Here is a 12997-nt window from a genome sequence, read left to right as displayed (position 1 = left end):
CCCAAAGCCACCTGATGTTGGAAGCCTAGCCGGCAAAGGTTTAAGATTGGTTCACCATGTCCGTTAACCGCTTCAAAACCATGAAGCCGCTGCTGCTGCAGAGCGCTGAAGCGCCCATTGTCAAGTCAGCCGTCCTTGGACCCTTCGATGGCCTCATTGTCGATCACGTGTTTGATGGCGACGCGCTTGCGCGGCCAGCGAGAATGGTGAAAAATGCCTGTCGCATCTTCGCACGAATCCCTCCGATCAACCGCGTGACAGAGGACGAACTCTTCGCGCTCCTTCGCAACGATATTGACGGGGTCGTGCTCGCCGGATGCAGGAACCGTGCGGACGTGCAGAGGCTCGACGTCATGTTGCGTGTCGCGGAGGCAAGCACCGGTTCTCGTCCGCAAAAAATTGCTATCCTTGCCGAATATGGCGCGATCCCGGAAAGCGTGCTTTCACCCTGCTCCCTTCACGAAAGTTCGCCACGTCTCGAAGGACTTGTTTTCGATGGTCAAAAGCTAGCGGCGGCAACGGGCTGCGAGCCACTGCCGGTACGGCAGGATCAGGTCACGGCCGCGCCGGTTGCCGCCGGGCGCGCCGCCACAGTTCTTCGCGCCCATGAAGCGGGTCTTGCCTGTTACGACGTGCTGCCGCAGACGGCCATGACGGAGATTGCCGTCCGACAGGCATTTGCTGCCAGCCGCGCCGACGGCTTTTCATCCGTGGTGTGCCGCTCGCCGGAGCAAGCGGCATGGCTGAAAATCGACGCCTGACGCCATCGGCGACAGCCTGTCACCGAACCGAAGACGGTTCAGCGCGTCGGCCGCACCATCTGGAACACATCACCGCCGTCGCAATAATCCATGTAGCCGAGACGGGCGAGCGGGCGCACAGTCGCCATGTCGAAACGACCGTCGCGGATCGCCTCGTCGCGAATGTGTATGCCGACGACTTGGCCAATGACGACGTAGTTGTCCGAGGGCTTGCCATCGAGCCCCTTTGGCTGGAACATCTCGGTCATCCGGCATTCAAGCGCCGCATAGGCCTCGCCGACGAACGGCGCCTTGACCAGCGTTCCGTCAACGGGGGTCAGTCCGGCGATCGCAAACTCGCTCTCGCCGTGAGGCGCTGCAATCGAGGTCTTGTTGACGGCCTCGCTCAGATTGCGACTGGCGAAGCTGGCGGTGAATTCACCCGTTGCCTCGATGTTGCGCACGGAGTCCTTGTAGCCACTCGACGAGAACATCACGAGCTTTGGCCGGTCGCTTATCGCGTTGAAAAAAGAATAGGGTGCGACATTCAGCGACCCGTCCGCAGCGCGGGTGCCAATCCAGCCGATCGGCCGCGGCGAGACAATGGCCTTGAACGGATCGTGCGGCAGGCCATGCCTGTTTTCGGCCGTATCGTAGAACATCAGGCGTCTTCTCCGACCCAGGTCACGATCTCGGCCAACTCCGGGCGCGGACGCTCCGTAGGCGGAACCATTGCGGTGCCGATGTGAATGAAGCCGGCGACCTTTTCACCCGGCTCGACACCAAGCAACGGATACGCCGCTTCGTCGAAAGCGTACCATTCGGTCAGCCAGTTGGATGCGTAACCGAGTGCATTGGCAGCCATCAACAGATTGAGGCAGACGGCACCGGCCGACATCTGCTGCTCCCATTCCGGGATCTTGAAGTGCGGGGCCGCCTTGCTGACGACTGCGACGACCACGGGCGCCCGCGACAACCGCGTCTCTTCCACCTTGATCATCTCTTCCGAAAGATCTGGTTTCTTGGCGAGTGCCATTGTCTTCAATTCGCCGCTGATGCGCACCCTCTCTTCGCCGCGGTAAACGATGAACCGCCACGGAGCGAGCTTGCCGTGGTCCGGCACGCGCGAGGCGAGCGTCAGCATTTCCTCGACTTCGGCCTTGTCAGGCCCTGGTTCGCCCATCTGAAAAGCGGGAATGGATCGCCGGGACGCGAGATAATCAACGAGCTTTATTTCGGTTTTCATATTGGGTGAATTCCACTATTTTGCCGCCGACCGGCAGCCACGAAAATGCCATACCGGCGTCTCAAGTGGAGTCACCCAGTCAGGAAGTCAACTGCTCTCATGCGCACCTGCCCTCGTATTTTCATCAGAACCGGTTTGGCGGTCGCACTCGCAAGCATTACCGCCGGCGCGGCGCTGGCGCAGGACGCCACCGAGGCTTTCGAGAGCTTTCCGTCGATATCCGAAACGCGCAAGATGCCGAAGCTGACCGGCTTCAGCCCGATGACCACCGACCCCACGCAGGAAGGCACGCTGAAGGACGTGAAGCTCGAGGCGCTTCTGACCGGCAAGGGCCAACCAGTCGAGGCGGGCCTGACCTGGCGGGTGTTCAGCCCCATCCCCGGAAGCGACGGCAAGCTGCCGCTGCTGGCAACGTCGGAAGGCGGATCAACGGCCTTCAGCCTGGTGCCAGGCGAATACTTTGTCAACGTCGCATTCGGGCGCGCAGCCGCCACGCGCAAGATCCGCATCCCGGAAAACGGCGCGCTCGACAAGCAGGTGCTGGTGCTCGATGCCGGCGGCATGACGCTGAATGCTGTCTCCGGCAGCGATGTGAGCATTCCTCCGGCCGAACTAAGCTTCTCCATCTACTCCTCCGAAACCCAGGGCGATGGCGAGCGGGCGCTGATTGCCGCCGACGTGAAACCCAGCACCGTCATCCGTCTTGGCGCCGGCACCTACCATGTCAGTTCCAACTACGGCACGACAAACGCGGTGATCACGGCCGACATCCAGGTGGAAGCCGGCAAGCTCACCGAGGCGACGATCCAGCACAAGGCGGCAAAGTTGACGCTGAAGCTGGTGTCCGAAGCGGGTGGCGAAGCCATCGCCGATACCGGCTGGTCGATCCTCACTTCGGCCGGCGACATCGTCGACCAGGAGGAAGGCGCGTTCCCGACGCTCGTTCTTCTCGAGGGCAACTACACCGCTGTTGCCAGAAACAAGAACAAGATCTACCAGCGCGACTTCACGGTGAAGGCCGGCGTCAACACCGATATCGAGGTGCTGTTGACCAATGGCGGCGCCGCCGCAAGCCCGGAAGCAGCAGCGGAAGCGCAGGATTGATCTTACGGTAGAGGGTTGGCGTTCAGGCAATTGCCTCACGCTACGTTAGCCGGCACGCCTGAGAAAGCGACGACGTGGCGGCGCCATCGAAAACACCGCCTCATAAATGCGACCGAGCAGATCCTTGCGGTCGCCATGCGTGCAAAGCTCTTCCCATGTCAGGATATGCCCGATGCGGGCTGCGATCGTCGTGCCCGACAACCTTCGGAATTCGCGGATCAGCAGCGAGATCCGCAGCGTGAGCGACAGCTTGCTCGCGAGATGGAAGATGCGGCCGTTCTGCCCTTCGAAATAGATCGGTATGACGCTGGCGCGCGCCGCCTGGATCAGCTTGGCCGGAAAGATCTTCCACGGCAGATCCTCGGCCCTGCCCCAGCCCGACCGTGCCGTTGCCACCCCGCCAGCTGGAAAGATCACGATCGTCACGCCTTCCTTCAGGAGCCGCACGGCCTCATGGCGTGTGGCCATGTTCAGCGCCAGCGCTCCCTTCGTTTCCTCGAAAGACACCGGCAGCGAATAGGGCGCCATCTCCGGCACCTTCAACAGCTCGTTGTTGATCAGTACCCGAAACGGCCGGCCGAGTTGTTCGGCGAGCGCCAGAACGGCAATGCCGTCGCCGATGCCGAAGGGGTGATTTGCGACGATGACCAGAGGCGTGTCCGGCAGGTGGCGCGGCGGCCATTCGCCCTGAAGACGCAGGCGCACGTCGATCAGCTGCAGCATCTCGCCGAAAATGCGGTCGCTCTTGCCGACAATGTCGGAGCGCCATCTGGCATAAAGCTTGGCGTATCGGTTGCGACCCGCCAAGCCTTCCATCGAGCGGATGAACCAGCGCTTCAGGCGCCGGTCATTCTCGTTTGCGTAGGACAGCTCCTTGAACTGCACGAAAGTCTCCGATGGATGGCCTGCTACAAGGCGCTGTAGTATCCGGATATTCCGCTAATATGACAGTTTGCTGACAGAGCGAAGGTCCCGGGGTCTTAACCCCGGGCTTTCTTTTCCGCCTTGCGCTTGAGATCGGGCGCTGTCGCTTCGGCCGAAAGCGAAGCAATCGCCTCGTCGAGCGACATCGCCGTCTGGGCCTGCGATCCGAGACGACGGATGTTGACCGAACGTTCTTCCGCTTCGCGCTTGCCACAAACGACGATGACCGGAACCTTGGTCACAGAATGCTCGCGGACCTTGTAGTTGATCTTCTCGTTGCGGAAGTCGGTCTCGACGGTCAGCCCGGCGTCACGCAGAAGCTCGGCGACCTCGCGACCATAGTCGTCGGCTTCCGAGGTAATTGTTGCGACGACGACCTGCAGCGGCGAGATCCACAGCGGCATGTGGCCGGCGAAGTTTTCGATCAGGATGCCGAGGAAGCGTTCCATCGAACCGCAGATCGCCCGGTGGATCATCACTGGCTGACGCTTCTCGGAATCCTTGTCGATATAGAAGGCACCAAAGCGTTCCGGCAGATTGAAGTCGACCTGCGTCGTGCCGCACTGCCATTCGCGGCCGATTGCGTCCTTCAAGGTGTATTCGAACTTCGGACCGTAGAACGCGCCCTCGCCCGGCAGGATGCCGGTCTTGATGCGGCCTTCGGACTGCTCTTCGATCGTCTTCAGCACGTCGGTCATGACGCTTTCGGCGCGATCCCAGAGCTCATCGGAACCGACGCGCTTGTCCGGACGGGTCGACAGCTTGACGACGACTTCCTTGAAGCCGAAGTCCTCATAGACCGACAGGATCAGGTCGTTGATGCGCAGGCACTCGGTCGCCATCTGCTCGTCGGTGCAGAAGACGTGCGCATCGTCCTGGGTGAAGCCGCGCACGCGCATCAGCCCGTGCAGCGCGCCCGACGGCTCGTAGCGGTGAACGTTGCCGAACTCGGCCAGTCGCACCGGCAGTTCGCGATAGGACTTCAGGCCATGCTTGAAGATCTGGATATGACCCGGGCAGTTCATCGGCTTCAACGCGAAGACGCGTTCGTCATCGGTGTCATCACCGGCAACGGTCACCTTGAACATGTTGTCGCGGTACCAGCCCCAGTGGCCCGAGGTTTCCCACAGCGACTTGTCGAGCACCTGCGGCGCGTTGACTTCCTGGTAGCTATTGGCGAGCCGACGGCGCATGTAGGCTGTCAGCGTCTGGAACAGACGCCAGCCCTTGCCGTGCCAGAAGACGACGCCCGGACCTTCTTCCTGGAAATGGAAGAGATCCATCTCGCGGCCAAGGCGACGGTGGTCACGCTTTTCCGCCTCGGCCAGGATGTGCAGGTACTGGTCGAGCTCTTCCTGCGTATGCCAGGCCGTGCCGTAGATGCGGGTCAGCATCGGGTTGTTGCTGTCGCCGCGCCAATAGGCTCCGGCCACCTTCATCAGCTTGAACGCCGTACCGATCTGGCCGGTCGAGGCCAAATGCGGGCCGCGGCAGAGGTCGAACCAGTCGCCCTGATAATAGATCTTGAGATCCTGGCCTTCCGGGATCGCGTCCACGAGTTCGACCTTGTAGGCTTCGCCCTTGTCGGCGAACACCTGGCGGGCTTTCTCGCGCGACCAGACTTCCCGGGTGAACGGCTTGTTGCGTGCGATGATCTCCTTCATGCGCTTCTCGATGGCCGGAAGGTCGTCGGGCGTGAAGGGCTCGTTCTTGGCAAAGTCGTAGTAGAAGCCGTTGTCGATCACCGGGCCGATGGTCACCTGCGTGCCGGGCCAAAGCTCCTGCACGGCTTCCGCCATCACGTGTGCCGCGTCGTGGCGGATCAGCTCAAGCGAACGCTTGTCGTCGCGGGTGACGATTTCGATGCGGCCATCAGCAATGGTATCGGACAGGTCGCGCAGCTCGCCATCGAGCGCAATGGCGACAGCCTTCTTGGCCAGCGACTTCGAAATCGACTCGGCGACATCGCGCCCGGTCGTGCCGGGGGCGTATTCGCGGACGGAGCCATCAGGAAATGTAAGGGAAACGGGATTCGACATCATGATCTCCTATCCAGTCCCGCCAACGAATGCGGGTGGTATGGTGTGGTATGACTGACCGGCCTCAGCCGGCTATTTGACGCAGGCCTGATAGAGGTTTTTCGAGGCCGAGTAAAGGCAAGGCGAGCCTAGCTGCGGAGCAGCGCAGCCAACCCCTTCACTGTGTTCCAGTTGCGAAACGTGCCGACCCCAAGGCGCTTTTTGGTCAAGGCGCCGAGCAGTTTCGATTCGCTTGCCTGACCGGTGAAATGAACCCAGAGGTCGCCGTCGACGACCGCCAGCCGCTCGCCCGCCGTGCAGTAGCGCTCGAAGTCCGCAGACACCGTGCCGGACAACGGTTGGCGCATCACACGAACATGAACGCGGGTGCCGTCCTCCTCTCCTTCGGCGTGGAATGGATTGACTGCGGCGAGCTTCAGCCAATCGGAGCCGGAGCGAACAATGATGTCGACATGGCGACCGAATGTCTCGGCAAAGGCCGTTTCGAGCCCAATCTCCAGATCGCTGACGGTGGCCTTGTCCGTTTCGAACAGCAGGTTGCCGGTGGCGACCAGCGTGCGCGGCGACCGGTGACCGAGCCGCTCAGACATGGCTCTGAGATCCCCCATGACAACCCGCCGCCCTTCGCTCAGAACGATACTGTAAAGCAGCGCGATGTAGCTGTTCAATTCAACGAACTCCTGATCTCATTGCCAAGGTCTGGCGTCGCAGAAGCGGTCGACAAGCCGACGACACTTGCCTTTGCGCCCCAGGGTGACGTCGCCTTATTCACCTTTCGGCCGCGGCTGCCAGTAGCGCCACGGCGCATACCAGATATGCCTGGCCTTCAGGCGTTCCGGCACCGGGTCGAAACCATGGGTGCCACCCGGGCCGCAACGCGTCACGCGGAAAACCGTCATCCAGCCTCCTGCCCACAAACCATGGCGCGCGATTGCTTCATAACCATATTCCGAGCAGGTCGGCAGGTGCCGGCAGGCATTGCCGATGAAGCTGGAAAGGGTCAGCTGGTAGGCGCGAATGAGGGCCATGCCGACGAGACGCCCCGGCGTCTTGCGGAAGGGACCGGCCCAATTGCGTCCCCTGTGCGCAGACATGGGGACCGCCGCTGTCGGATGTTCACAATGCGGATCCCGGCACATGGCTCAAACGGCCGTTGCCAGACGCCTGGCCTCGATCTGTGCGATCGCATCGACGACCGCATCGAAGGTGAGCATGGTCGATGCGTGCCGGGCCTTGTAGTCCTTTACTGGCTTCAGGAAGCGCATGTCCTCGAAACGGCCAGCGGGGCCTTCGCCGTCGGCCTTCAGCATCGCCAGCATCTCCTCGCGCGCCTGACGGATTTCGCTCGCCTGCGCCCCGACCACATGGCGCGCCATGATCGACGACGACGCCTGCCCGAGCGCGCACGCCTTCACGTCGTGGGCAAAATCCGTGATCACGTCGCCGTCCATCTTCAACCAGATCCGCACCTTCGAGCCGCAGAGTTTCGAATGGGCAACCGCTTCGGCATCGGCATCTTCAAGGATCCCGATGCGCGGGATATTGCCGGCGAAGTCGAGAATACGATTGTTATAGATGTCATCCATCATGTGACGCGTTCCGGCTGATTTTTCGCGGTTTTGGGTAATCGGCGCATGATTTTCTCCTGTAGGCAGGAAAAAAGCACGACGCAGTCCCCTCGGCCTCTTTCATCTCTATGGCACCATACTATATGCTATGTCGTGTTGGGGCGACAGTTCCGCAAGAGGATCAAATGTCGCCTGTTGTTTGGGAAACCGTGCCGGACGGTCTATTGCACTGCTAAGCAAGGACCAGAAAGCCCCGGAGCCCGCCGACGGAACCCAAGCCTGCAGGGTTAGGCGAATGGCCAGTGGCGAGTTGTCCGAAAGATAAAACGTCAAGCAATCCCCGTATTGCGCAAAGAGGCCATTATGGATGCCATAGTGAAGAATTTCCCCGTGCTCGACAATGCGAGCGACCGTCCGACGCAGAAAGAAGCCGAGGACGCCGTGCGCGTGCTGCTGCGCTGGGCCGGTGACGATCCGAGCCGCGAAGGCCTTCTGGATACGCCGGCACGCGTCGCCAAGTCCTATCGCGAGCTTTTCAGCGGTTATGACCTTGCTGCCGAGGACGTGCTCGGCCGGACCTTCGAAGAGGTTGCGGGCTACGACGACATGGTGCTGGTCAAGGACATTCCGTTCTATTCCCATTGCGAACACCATATGGTGCCGATAATCGGCAAGGCGCATGTTGCCTACCTGCCGAACGGACGCGTGCTTGGTCTTTCGAAGATCGCTCGCGTCGTCGATATCTACGGCCGCCGGCTGCAGACGCAGGAATCGATGACGGCTCAGATCGCCCGTTCGATCGACGAAACTCTGGCCCCACGCGGCGTGGCGGTGATGATCGAAGCCGAACATATGTGCATGGCGATGCGCGGCGTTCAGAAGCAAGGCTCGACAACACTGACCACCACATTTACGGGTACGTTCCAGACCGAACCGGCCGAACAGGCCCGTTTCATGACGATGCTGCGGGGCTTCAAGTAAGGCTCCAATCAACGGAGCCTTCTATGACGCTCACCTTCGACGCCCCCTCTTCCAACAAGGCCGAACTGGAATCCGGTCCGGCCTTCACACCCCGTTTCGACGAGAAGGGTCTGATCACCGCCGTCGTTACCGACGCGCGCGACGGCGAGTTGCTGATGGTCGCGCACATGAACGCCGAAGCGCTGGCATTGACGATCGAGACCGGCGTCGCCCACTATTACAGCCGCTCCCGCAAGAGCCTCTGGAAGAAGGGCGAGAGTTCCGGCAACCTGCAGGCCGTGAAGGAAATCCGCACCGATTGCGACCAGGACGCCATCTGGCTGAAGGTTTCAGTCGCTGGGCACGACGCGACCTGCCACACCGGCCGCCGCTCCTGCTTCTATCGCACGGTCTGCGTCGAGCAGGGGCGTACTATCGTCACGATCACCGACGATATCAGGCATTTCGACCCCTCGAAGGTCTACGACAAAAATTAAGCATTGCGCACCTTTTTGGGGCGGGTGCATACTGCATTTATATTTTGGTAACCCAGCGGGCGCCTAATCCTAAGCCAGGGATGCAGTTCCACCGGGAACGGCCACAAGCCGAGCAGTATTGCAGACTGTAGCGAACGTTTATCGAACCCGCCGCACCCGGCGACAGGATCGATGGTAATCTGAGTAACGGTGCCAGTCTTTCAGCGATGAATAAGGACAAGGCCGGCACCAGCGCCGGCTTGGCAGGGTATCCTCCAGACAAGCGCGCTCAAAATTATTGCGTGGTTCCAGGATCGAATCGGATCTTCGGAAGTTTGAGTCAATGCATGGAGCGCCACAACGCCCTTCGCGCATTCTGAAGGACGTGTTGCGCTGCCAAGTGTTCGGCGGTGTTGGAGGTGCCGGATGTTGAACTGGACTTTTACGCGTAGCAGCCAGATTGCCGACCTGACCGACCCGGACGGGTCATCGCTCTCGACAACACCATCAGAACCCACCGTGCCGCCAAAGCCACCAAAGATCGCCATCGCGCTTGGCGGCGGTGCCGCCCGTGGCTGGGCGCATATCGGTGTGCTCCGGGCGCTTGACGAAGAGGGCATCGAAGTCGGCATGATTGCCGGAACTTCGATCGGCGCCCTGGTCGGCGGCTGTTATCTCGCCGGCAAGCTCGACGAACTGGAAACGTTCGCCCGCTCCCTTACCGTCCGGCGTATTGCCGGCTTGCTCGACTTCGCAATCGGCGGCGGCGGCCTGTTCGGTGGGCTGCGCCTGACCAAGCGCATGCAGGAGCATCTGCAGGGCTTGAGCATCGAAAGCCTCGACCGGCCGTTCATCGCAGTTGCGACCGAAGTGCATAGCGGCCATGAAGTCTGGCTGGAAAAGGGCTCGCTGATCACCGCGATCCGCGCCTCCTACGCCCTCCCTGGGATCTTCGAGCCGATCAAGGCCAATGGTCGGATGTTGATGGATGGCGCGCTCGTCAATCCCGTCCCTGTTTCCGTCTGCCGTGCTCACGAACAACAACTCGTCGTCGCGGTGAACCTCAACTACGACCTCTATGGGCGCTCTGCCGTCGTCAAGCACAACGCCGGTTCAGAGACCCACGAAGCGCCCCCCACCAAGGAGCCGACGCACCATTCTGCGCGCATGGGCATGACCAGCGTCATGGTTCAGGCTTTCAACATCATCCAGGATCGGATCTCGCGCGCACGCCTTGCAGGCGACCCGCCGGATCTCGCACTCCATCCGAAGCTCAACGATATCGGCCTTTCGGAATTCCACCGCGCCGGAGAGGCGATCGATCGCGGCTATCAGGAAGCAAAGGCCAAGCTCGCTGAAATCCGCCGCATGCAGGAAGTCCTGGTTCGTTGACGACTGGGACTGCGTCAGCCACTTGCGTTGACCCAGGGATCGCCGTACCGGCCGCATCTTCCGCGAAAGGCCAAAGCGCGCTCGGCGCGAATGTTCGAGGCTGTGCCGCAGGCGGGTGACGAAAGGGCGGCGGCAACCGCCCTTTACCATTACCCGGCGATGTAGGCCTTGATGTGCTCGGCCTCCTGCTCCATGGCGCGGATGTGGTGCTTGATCACGTCGCCAATCGAAATGATGCCGGCCAGGTGCCCGTTCGTTTCAACCGGGAGATGACGTGCCCGCAACTTGCTCATCATCTCCATCAGCGTATCGACTGACATATCCTCGGTGCAGCAATAGACGTTCTGCCACATGACAGCCGAAACCGGTTTGTCCAGACAGGCTGCCCCGTGTTTCGCGATGGCGGCGACGATATCGCGCTCTGTCAGGATGCCGGCGATCTGGTCATCCGCATCGATGATGATCACCGCACCGATATGATTGTCACGTAGAAGGACCGCGGCCTCTTGAACCGTCATGCGAGGACCGACGGTCACGACGTTCCGGCCCTTTTCATTGAGTATCGCTTTTACTGACATGCGCACTTCTCCCCGTTGCGACAACGCCGGGTCGGCGAGGAAGGTTCCGGCCTGTCGTGTGCGGCACAATCGGGCAGTGGAACCTATACCCTTTCCGATGCTGGCAAGCTCGACGCGCCGCTCCTCAGGGACGCGATCGATCTTCCGGCACCCGGCCTTCACGGACCGCATCACCCTTGAATGAAAACGGCCGTTTCAAATGGTGCGCCAGCGTTCCGGGGAAATCAAGCGTTCTGACAATGATCGCAACAGGATCGGTTCGCTATCAATCCCGCGGATCGAAGAGGGCGAACAGGAGGAAGCCGAAGAGGAAACCGCCGATATGCGCTTCCCATGCCACGCTGCCGGCACCGCCCGGCGTGAACATGCCAAATCCGACGAGAAAATTCGTCAGGAACCAGATGCCGCTGAAAACGACGACGGAACGATTGGACAGTGCCTCCATAACGGAAAGCCGGCGGTTAAGATGGGCGAACTGGCGACTGATGCGGCCGCTGGGTGAAAACACGAACCGCGCTGCGCCCCCCATAAAGCCCGAAACCACCCCCGAGGCACCGACGACGACGATCATCTCGCCCCAGTGGAAAACCGTGTGAAGTGCGACGGCAGCGGCGGCTGAAAGAACCCAGAAAACCGCAAGCCGCATCATGCCGATGCGCCGCACCACCGGCGCGCCGAAGGCAACCATCCAGAAAATGTTGAAGATCAGGTGTTCCCAGCTTCCATGCAGGAACGAATAGGTCACCGGGCTCCAGAGCCAGGCCAGGCTCTGCTCGGCAAGCGGATGATCATAACGTGCCGGAAGAAAGGCAAAGTTCAGGATGATTTCCCGATCGAGACTTTCCGAGAAAACATAGGTGCGCAACGCGTGAATGGCGACGAGAAACACCAGAATGCACGTCAGTCCCGCCGGCAAATTGAAAGCTGGCTCACGCGTGCGATTGACGGCTCCTTCCCGTTCCGCCTCCGGTGGCGTTGCCGCCTGATCTCGTTCCATGGCTGATGCTCTCTTCCGTCCGCATATCCGTCTCGATCCGACCCCGTCGGTCGGGCAATTGCGCATAGCCGGACAGCGCGCCCAGCCATAAGCAAACAAAAAAAGACCGTCCAGTAAAAACTGAACGGTCGGCGAGCCCCAATATCTCGAGCTCAAGTTCTGTGCCGAAGGCAACCCTTCGTGAAGTGATGTCCGTCCAAGTGCCATCCCTGCGCGTCAGCAGCAATCGAAACCGTTTGTTAACCTTAATTTCCGGGTGGCACGAATTTCGCTCTGTCATCTGCACGACAGGAATGAGCGGTCGATCTTGTGCCGGATCGACACAGGCGGCCGCAGAAGTGGAATGAACGACATCATGCGCAACAAGACATCGACGCAGCTGTTTCAGTACTGGAACGTCATCCGGGGCGAGCGTGAGCTACCACGTCGCAACGAGATCGATCCGTCTGCAATTCGAACGCTCCTTCCCCAGCTCTTCATCCTCGAGCGGGATCATTTCGGCGGCATGAAATTTCGCCTTGCCGGCACGCATGTCTGCGCCCTCTTCGATCACGATTTTCGCGGCCGGCAATTCGCCACGCTTTGGCTCGGAAGCCAGGCTGGCAAAGTACTCCAGATCGGCAGGCGGGTCATGACACAGCATGTTCCCGTCGTGCTTTCGGCGACCGCACGAACGGAAGACGGAAGAGAGCTGGAGACCGAAACATTGCTCCTTCCCCTCGCTTCCAACGAAGGTCACAGCGACCGCATTCTTGGCTCGCTCTCACCGCTGTCGCGCCCGTACTGGTTGAATGCCACCCCCGTTTCCGGCCTCGACGTCACGGGCATCAGGGTACTCGATCCGGACCGAACCGCAGCTTTCCTCAAGGAACCGGTTGAGCGCGATGCGTCCCAGCCGGGCACACGGCAGGTTCAGCATTTGCGCGTCTTCGAAGGTGGCCGCGACGGGTAGCGCTACCGGCCTGTACCAAGA

Annotated in this window: 15 protein-coding genes; 6 read left to right on the top strand and 9 right to left on the bottom strand. The window is 60.8% G+C overall.

Annotation, left to right across the window (positions count from 1 at the left end; all coding sequences use genetic code 11):
• Positions 1-56: 56 nt before the first annotated feature.
• Positions 57-761 (top strand): aldolase, encoded by a 705-nt coding sequence (locus tag HT585_RS19860; RefSeq protein WP_176354591.1) that lies wholly within the window; start codon positions 57-59, stop codon positions 759-761.
• A gap of 38 nt (positions 762-799) precedes the next feature.
• Here the strand turns inward: HT585_RS19860 and HT585_RS19855 are convergent, their stop codons facing one another.
• Positions 800-1402, bottom strand: coding sequence for a flavin reductase family protein (locus tag HT585_RS19855; RefSeq protein WP_176354590.1), 603 nt, complete (start codon positions 1400-1402; stop codon positions 800-802).
• Positions 1402-1986, bottom strand: a complete 585-nt coding sequence (locus tag HT585_RS19850) for a nitroreductase family protein (protein WP_176354589.1) — start codon at positions 1984-1986, stop codon at positions 1402-1404. The genes HT585_RS19855 and HT585_RS19850 overlap by 1 nt, the downstream gene beginning before the upstream one ends.
• Positions 1987-2085: 99 nt before the next feature.
• On the opposite strand from HT585_RS19850, the gene HT585_RS19845 reads away from it, so the two are divergent.
• Positions 2086-3090, top strand: coding sequence for a hypothetical protein (locus HT585_RS19845; RefSeq protein ID WP_176354588.1), 1005 nt, complete (start codon positions 2086-2088; stop codon positions 3088-3090).
• 45 nt (positions 3091-3135) lie between these two features.
• Here HT585_RS19845 and HT585_RS19840 read toward each other — a convergent pair whose 3' ends face one another.
• The 5 genes from HT585_RS19840 to HT585_RS19820 form a co-directional block, all read right to left on the bottom strand.
• Entirely contained in the window at positions 3136-3975 is an 840-nt protein-coding gene (locus HT585_RS19840) for a 1-acyl-sn-glycerol-3-phosphate acyltransferase (RefSeq protein WP_176354587.1), read from the bottom strand.
• Positions 3976-4070: 95 nt separating this feature from the next.
• Complete coding sequence (gene thrS / locus HT585_RS19835) at positions 4071-6053, bottom strand: threonine--tRNA ligase (protein ID WP_176354586.1); 1983 nt, start codon at positions 6051-6053, stop codon at positions 4071-4073.
• A gap of 128 nt (positions 6054-6181) precedes the next feature.
• Positions 6182-6721, bottom strand: a complete 540-nt coding sequence (locus HT585_RS19830) for a DUF1697 domain-containing protein (protein ID WP_176354585.1) — start codon at positions 6719-6721, stop codon at positions 6182-6184.
• 96 nt (positions 6722-6817) lie between these two features.
• The gene (gene yidD / locus HT585_RS19825) at positions 6818-7192 is read right to left on the bottom strand and encodes a membrane protein insertion efficiency factor YidD (protein ID WP_176354584.1); all 375 of its coding nucleotides are present in this window, start codon (positions 7190-7192) and stop codon (positions 6818-6820) included.
• Between the two features lie 3 nt (positions 7193-7195).
• Positions 7196-7642, bottom strand: a complete 447-nt coding sequence (locus tag HT585_RS19820; protein ID WP_176354583.1) for an iron-sulfur cluster assembly scaffold protein — start codon at positions 7640-7642, stop codon at positions 7196-7198.
• Positions 7643-7984: 342 nt separating this feature from the next.
• Here HT585_RS19820 and folE point away from each other — a divergent pair, with 342 nt between their 5' ends.
• The 3 genes from folE (at position 7985) to HT585_RS19805 (ending at position 10449) form a co-directional block, all read left to right on the top strand.
• Entirely contained in the window at positions 7985-8602 is a 618-nt protein-coding gene (gene folE / locus HT585_RS19815; protein ID WP_077498381.1) for a GTP cyclohydrolase I FolE, read from the top strand.
• Between the two features lie 23 nt (positions 8603-8625).
• Positions 8626-9078, top strand: coding sequence for a phosphoribosyl-AMP cyclohydrolase (hisI, locus tag HT585_RS19810; RefSeq protein ID WP_176354582.1), 453 nt, complete (start codon positions 8626-8628; stop codon positions 9076-9078).
• Positions 9079-9483: 405 nt separating this feature from the next.
• Positions 9484-10449, top strand: a complete 966-nt coding sequence (locus HT585_RS19805; protein ID WP_176354581.1) for a patatin-like phospholipase family protein — start codon at positions 9484-9486, stop codon at positions 10447-10449.
• A 149-nt stretch (positions 10450-10598) separates the two neighbouring features.
• Here HT585_RS19805 and HT585_RS19800 read toward each other — a convergent pair whose 3' ends face one another.
• Positions 10599-11027 (bottom strand): CBS domain-containing protein, encoded by a 429-nt coding sequence (locus tag HT585_RS19800; protein ID WP_176354580.1) that lies wholly within the window; start codon positions 11025-11027, stop codon positions 10599-10601.
• 265 nt (positions 11028-11292) lie between these two features.
• A complete protein-coding gene (locus HT585_RS19795) occupies positions 11293-12024 on the bottom strand; it encodes a rhomboid family intramembrane serine protease (protein WP_176354579.1) in 732 nt (243 codons plus the stop codon).
• A gap of 343 nt (positions 12025-12367) precedes the next feature.
• Here HT585_RS19795 and HT585_RS19790 point away from each other — a divergent pair, with 343 nt between their 5' ends.
• A complete protein-coding gene (locus HT585_RS19790) occupies positions 12368-12976 on the top strand; it encodes a PAS domain-containing protein (protein WP_176354578.1) in 609 nt (202 codons plus the stop codon).
• Positions 12977-12997 lie beyond the last annotated feature (21 nt).

It is taken from the genome of Ensifer oleiphilus (genome assembly GCF_013371465.1).
Classification (GTDB): Bacteria; Pseudomonadota; Alphaproteobacteria; order Rhizobiales; family Rhizobiaceae; genus Ensifer; species Ensifer oleiphilus.
Note: the sequence above shows the minus strand (reverse complement) of the source record. Positions and strands in the feature narration are given on the sequence as shown.

Bases quoted from the DNA above. Each gene is read 5' to 3' on its own strand.
- HT585_RS19850 (WP_176354589.1), bottom strand. From the start codon at position 1,986: ATGAAAACCGAAATAAAGCTCGTTGATTATCTCGCGTCCCGGCGATCC.
- HT585_RS19795 (WP_176354579.1), bottom strand. From the start codon at position 12,024: ATGGAACGAGATCAGGCGGCAACGCCACCGGAGGCGGAACGGGAAGGA.
- HT585_RS19805 (WP_176354581.1), top strand. From the start codon at position 9,484: ATGTTGAACTGGACTTTTACGCGTAGCAGCCAGATTGCCGACCTGACC.
- HT585_RS19855 (WP_176354590.1), bottom strand. From the start codon at position 1,402: ATGTTCTACGATACGGCCGAAAACAGGCATGGCCTGCCGCACGATCCG.
- yidD (WP_176354584.1), bottom strand. From the start codon at position 7,192: ATGTGCCGGGATCCGCATTGTGAACATCCGACAGCGGCGGTCCCCATG.
- HT585_RS19820 (WP_176354583.1), bottom strand. From the start codon at position 7,642: ATGATGGATGACATCTATAACAATCGTATTCTCGACTTCGCCGGCAAT.
- HT585_RS19845 (WP_176354588.1), top strand. From the start codon at position 2,086: ATGCGCACCTGCCCTCGTATTTTCATCAGAACCGGTTTGGCGGTCGCA.
- HT585_RS19860 (WP_176354591.1), top strand. From the start codon at position 57: ATGTCCGTTAACCGCTTCAAAACCATGAAGCCGCTGCTGCTGCAGAGC.
- HT585_RS19790 (WP_176354578.1), top strand. From the start codon at position 12,368: ATGAACGACATCATGCGCAACAAGACATCGACGCAGCTGTTTCAGTAC.
- thrS (WP_176354586.1), bottom strand. From the start codon at position 6,053: ATGTCGAATCCCGTTTCCCTTACATTTCCTGATGGCTCCGTCCGCGAA.
- HT585_RS19800 (WP_176354580.1), bottom strand. From the start codon at position 11,027: ATGTCAGTAAAAGCGATACTCAATGAAAAGGGCCGGAACGTCGTGACC.
- folE (WP_077498381.1), top strand. From the start codon at position 7,985: ATGGATGCCATAGTGAAGAATTTCCCCGTGCTCGACAATGCGAGCGAC.
- hisI (WP_176354582.1), top strand. From the start codon at position 8,626: ATGACGCTCACCTTCGACGCCCCCTCTTCCAACAAGGCCGAACTGGAA.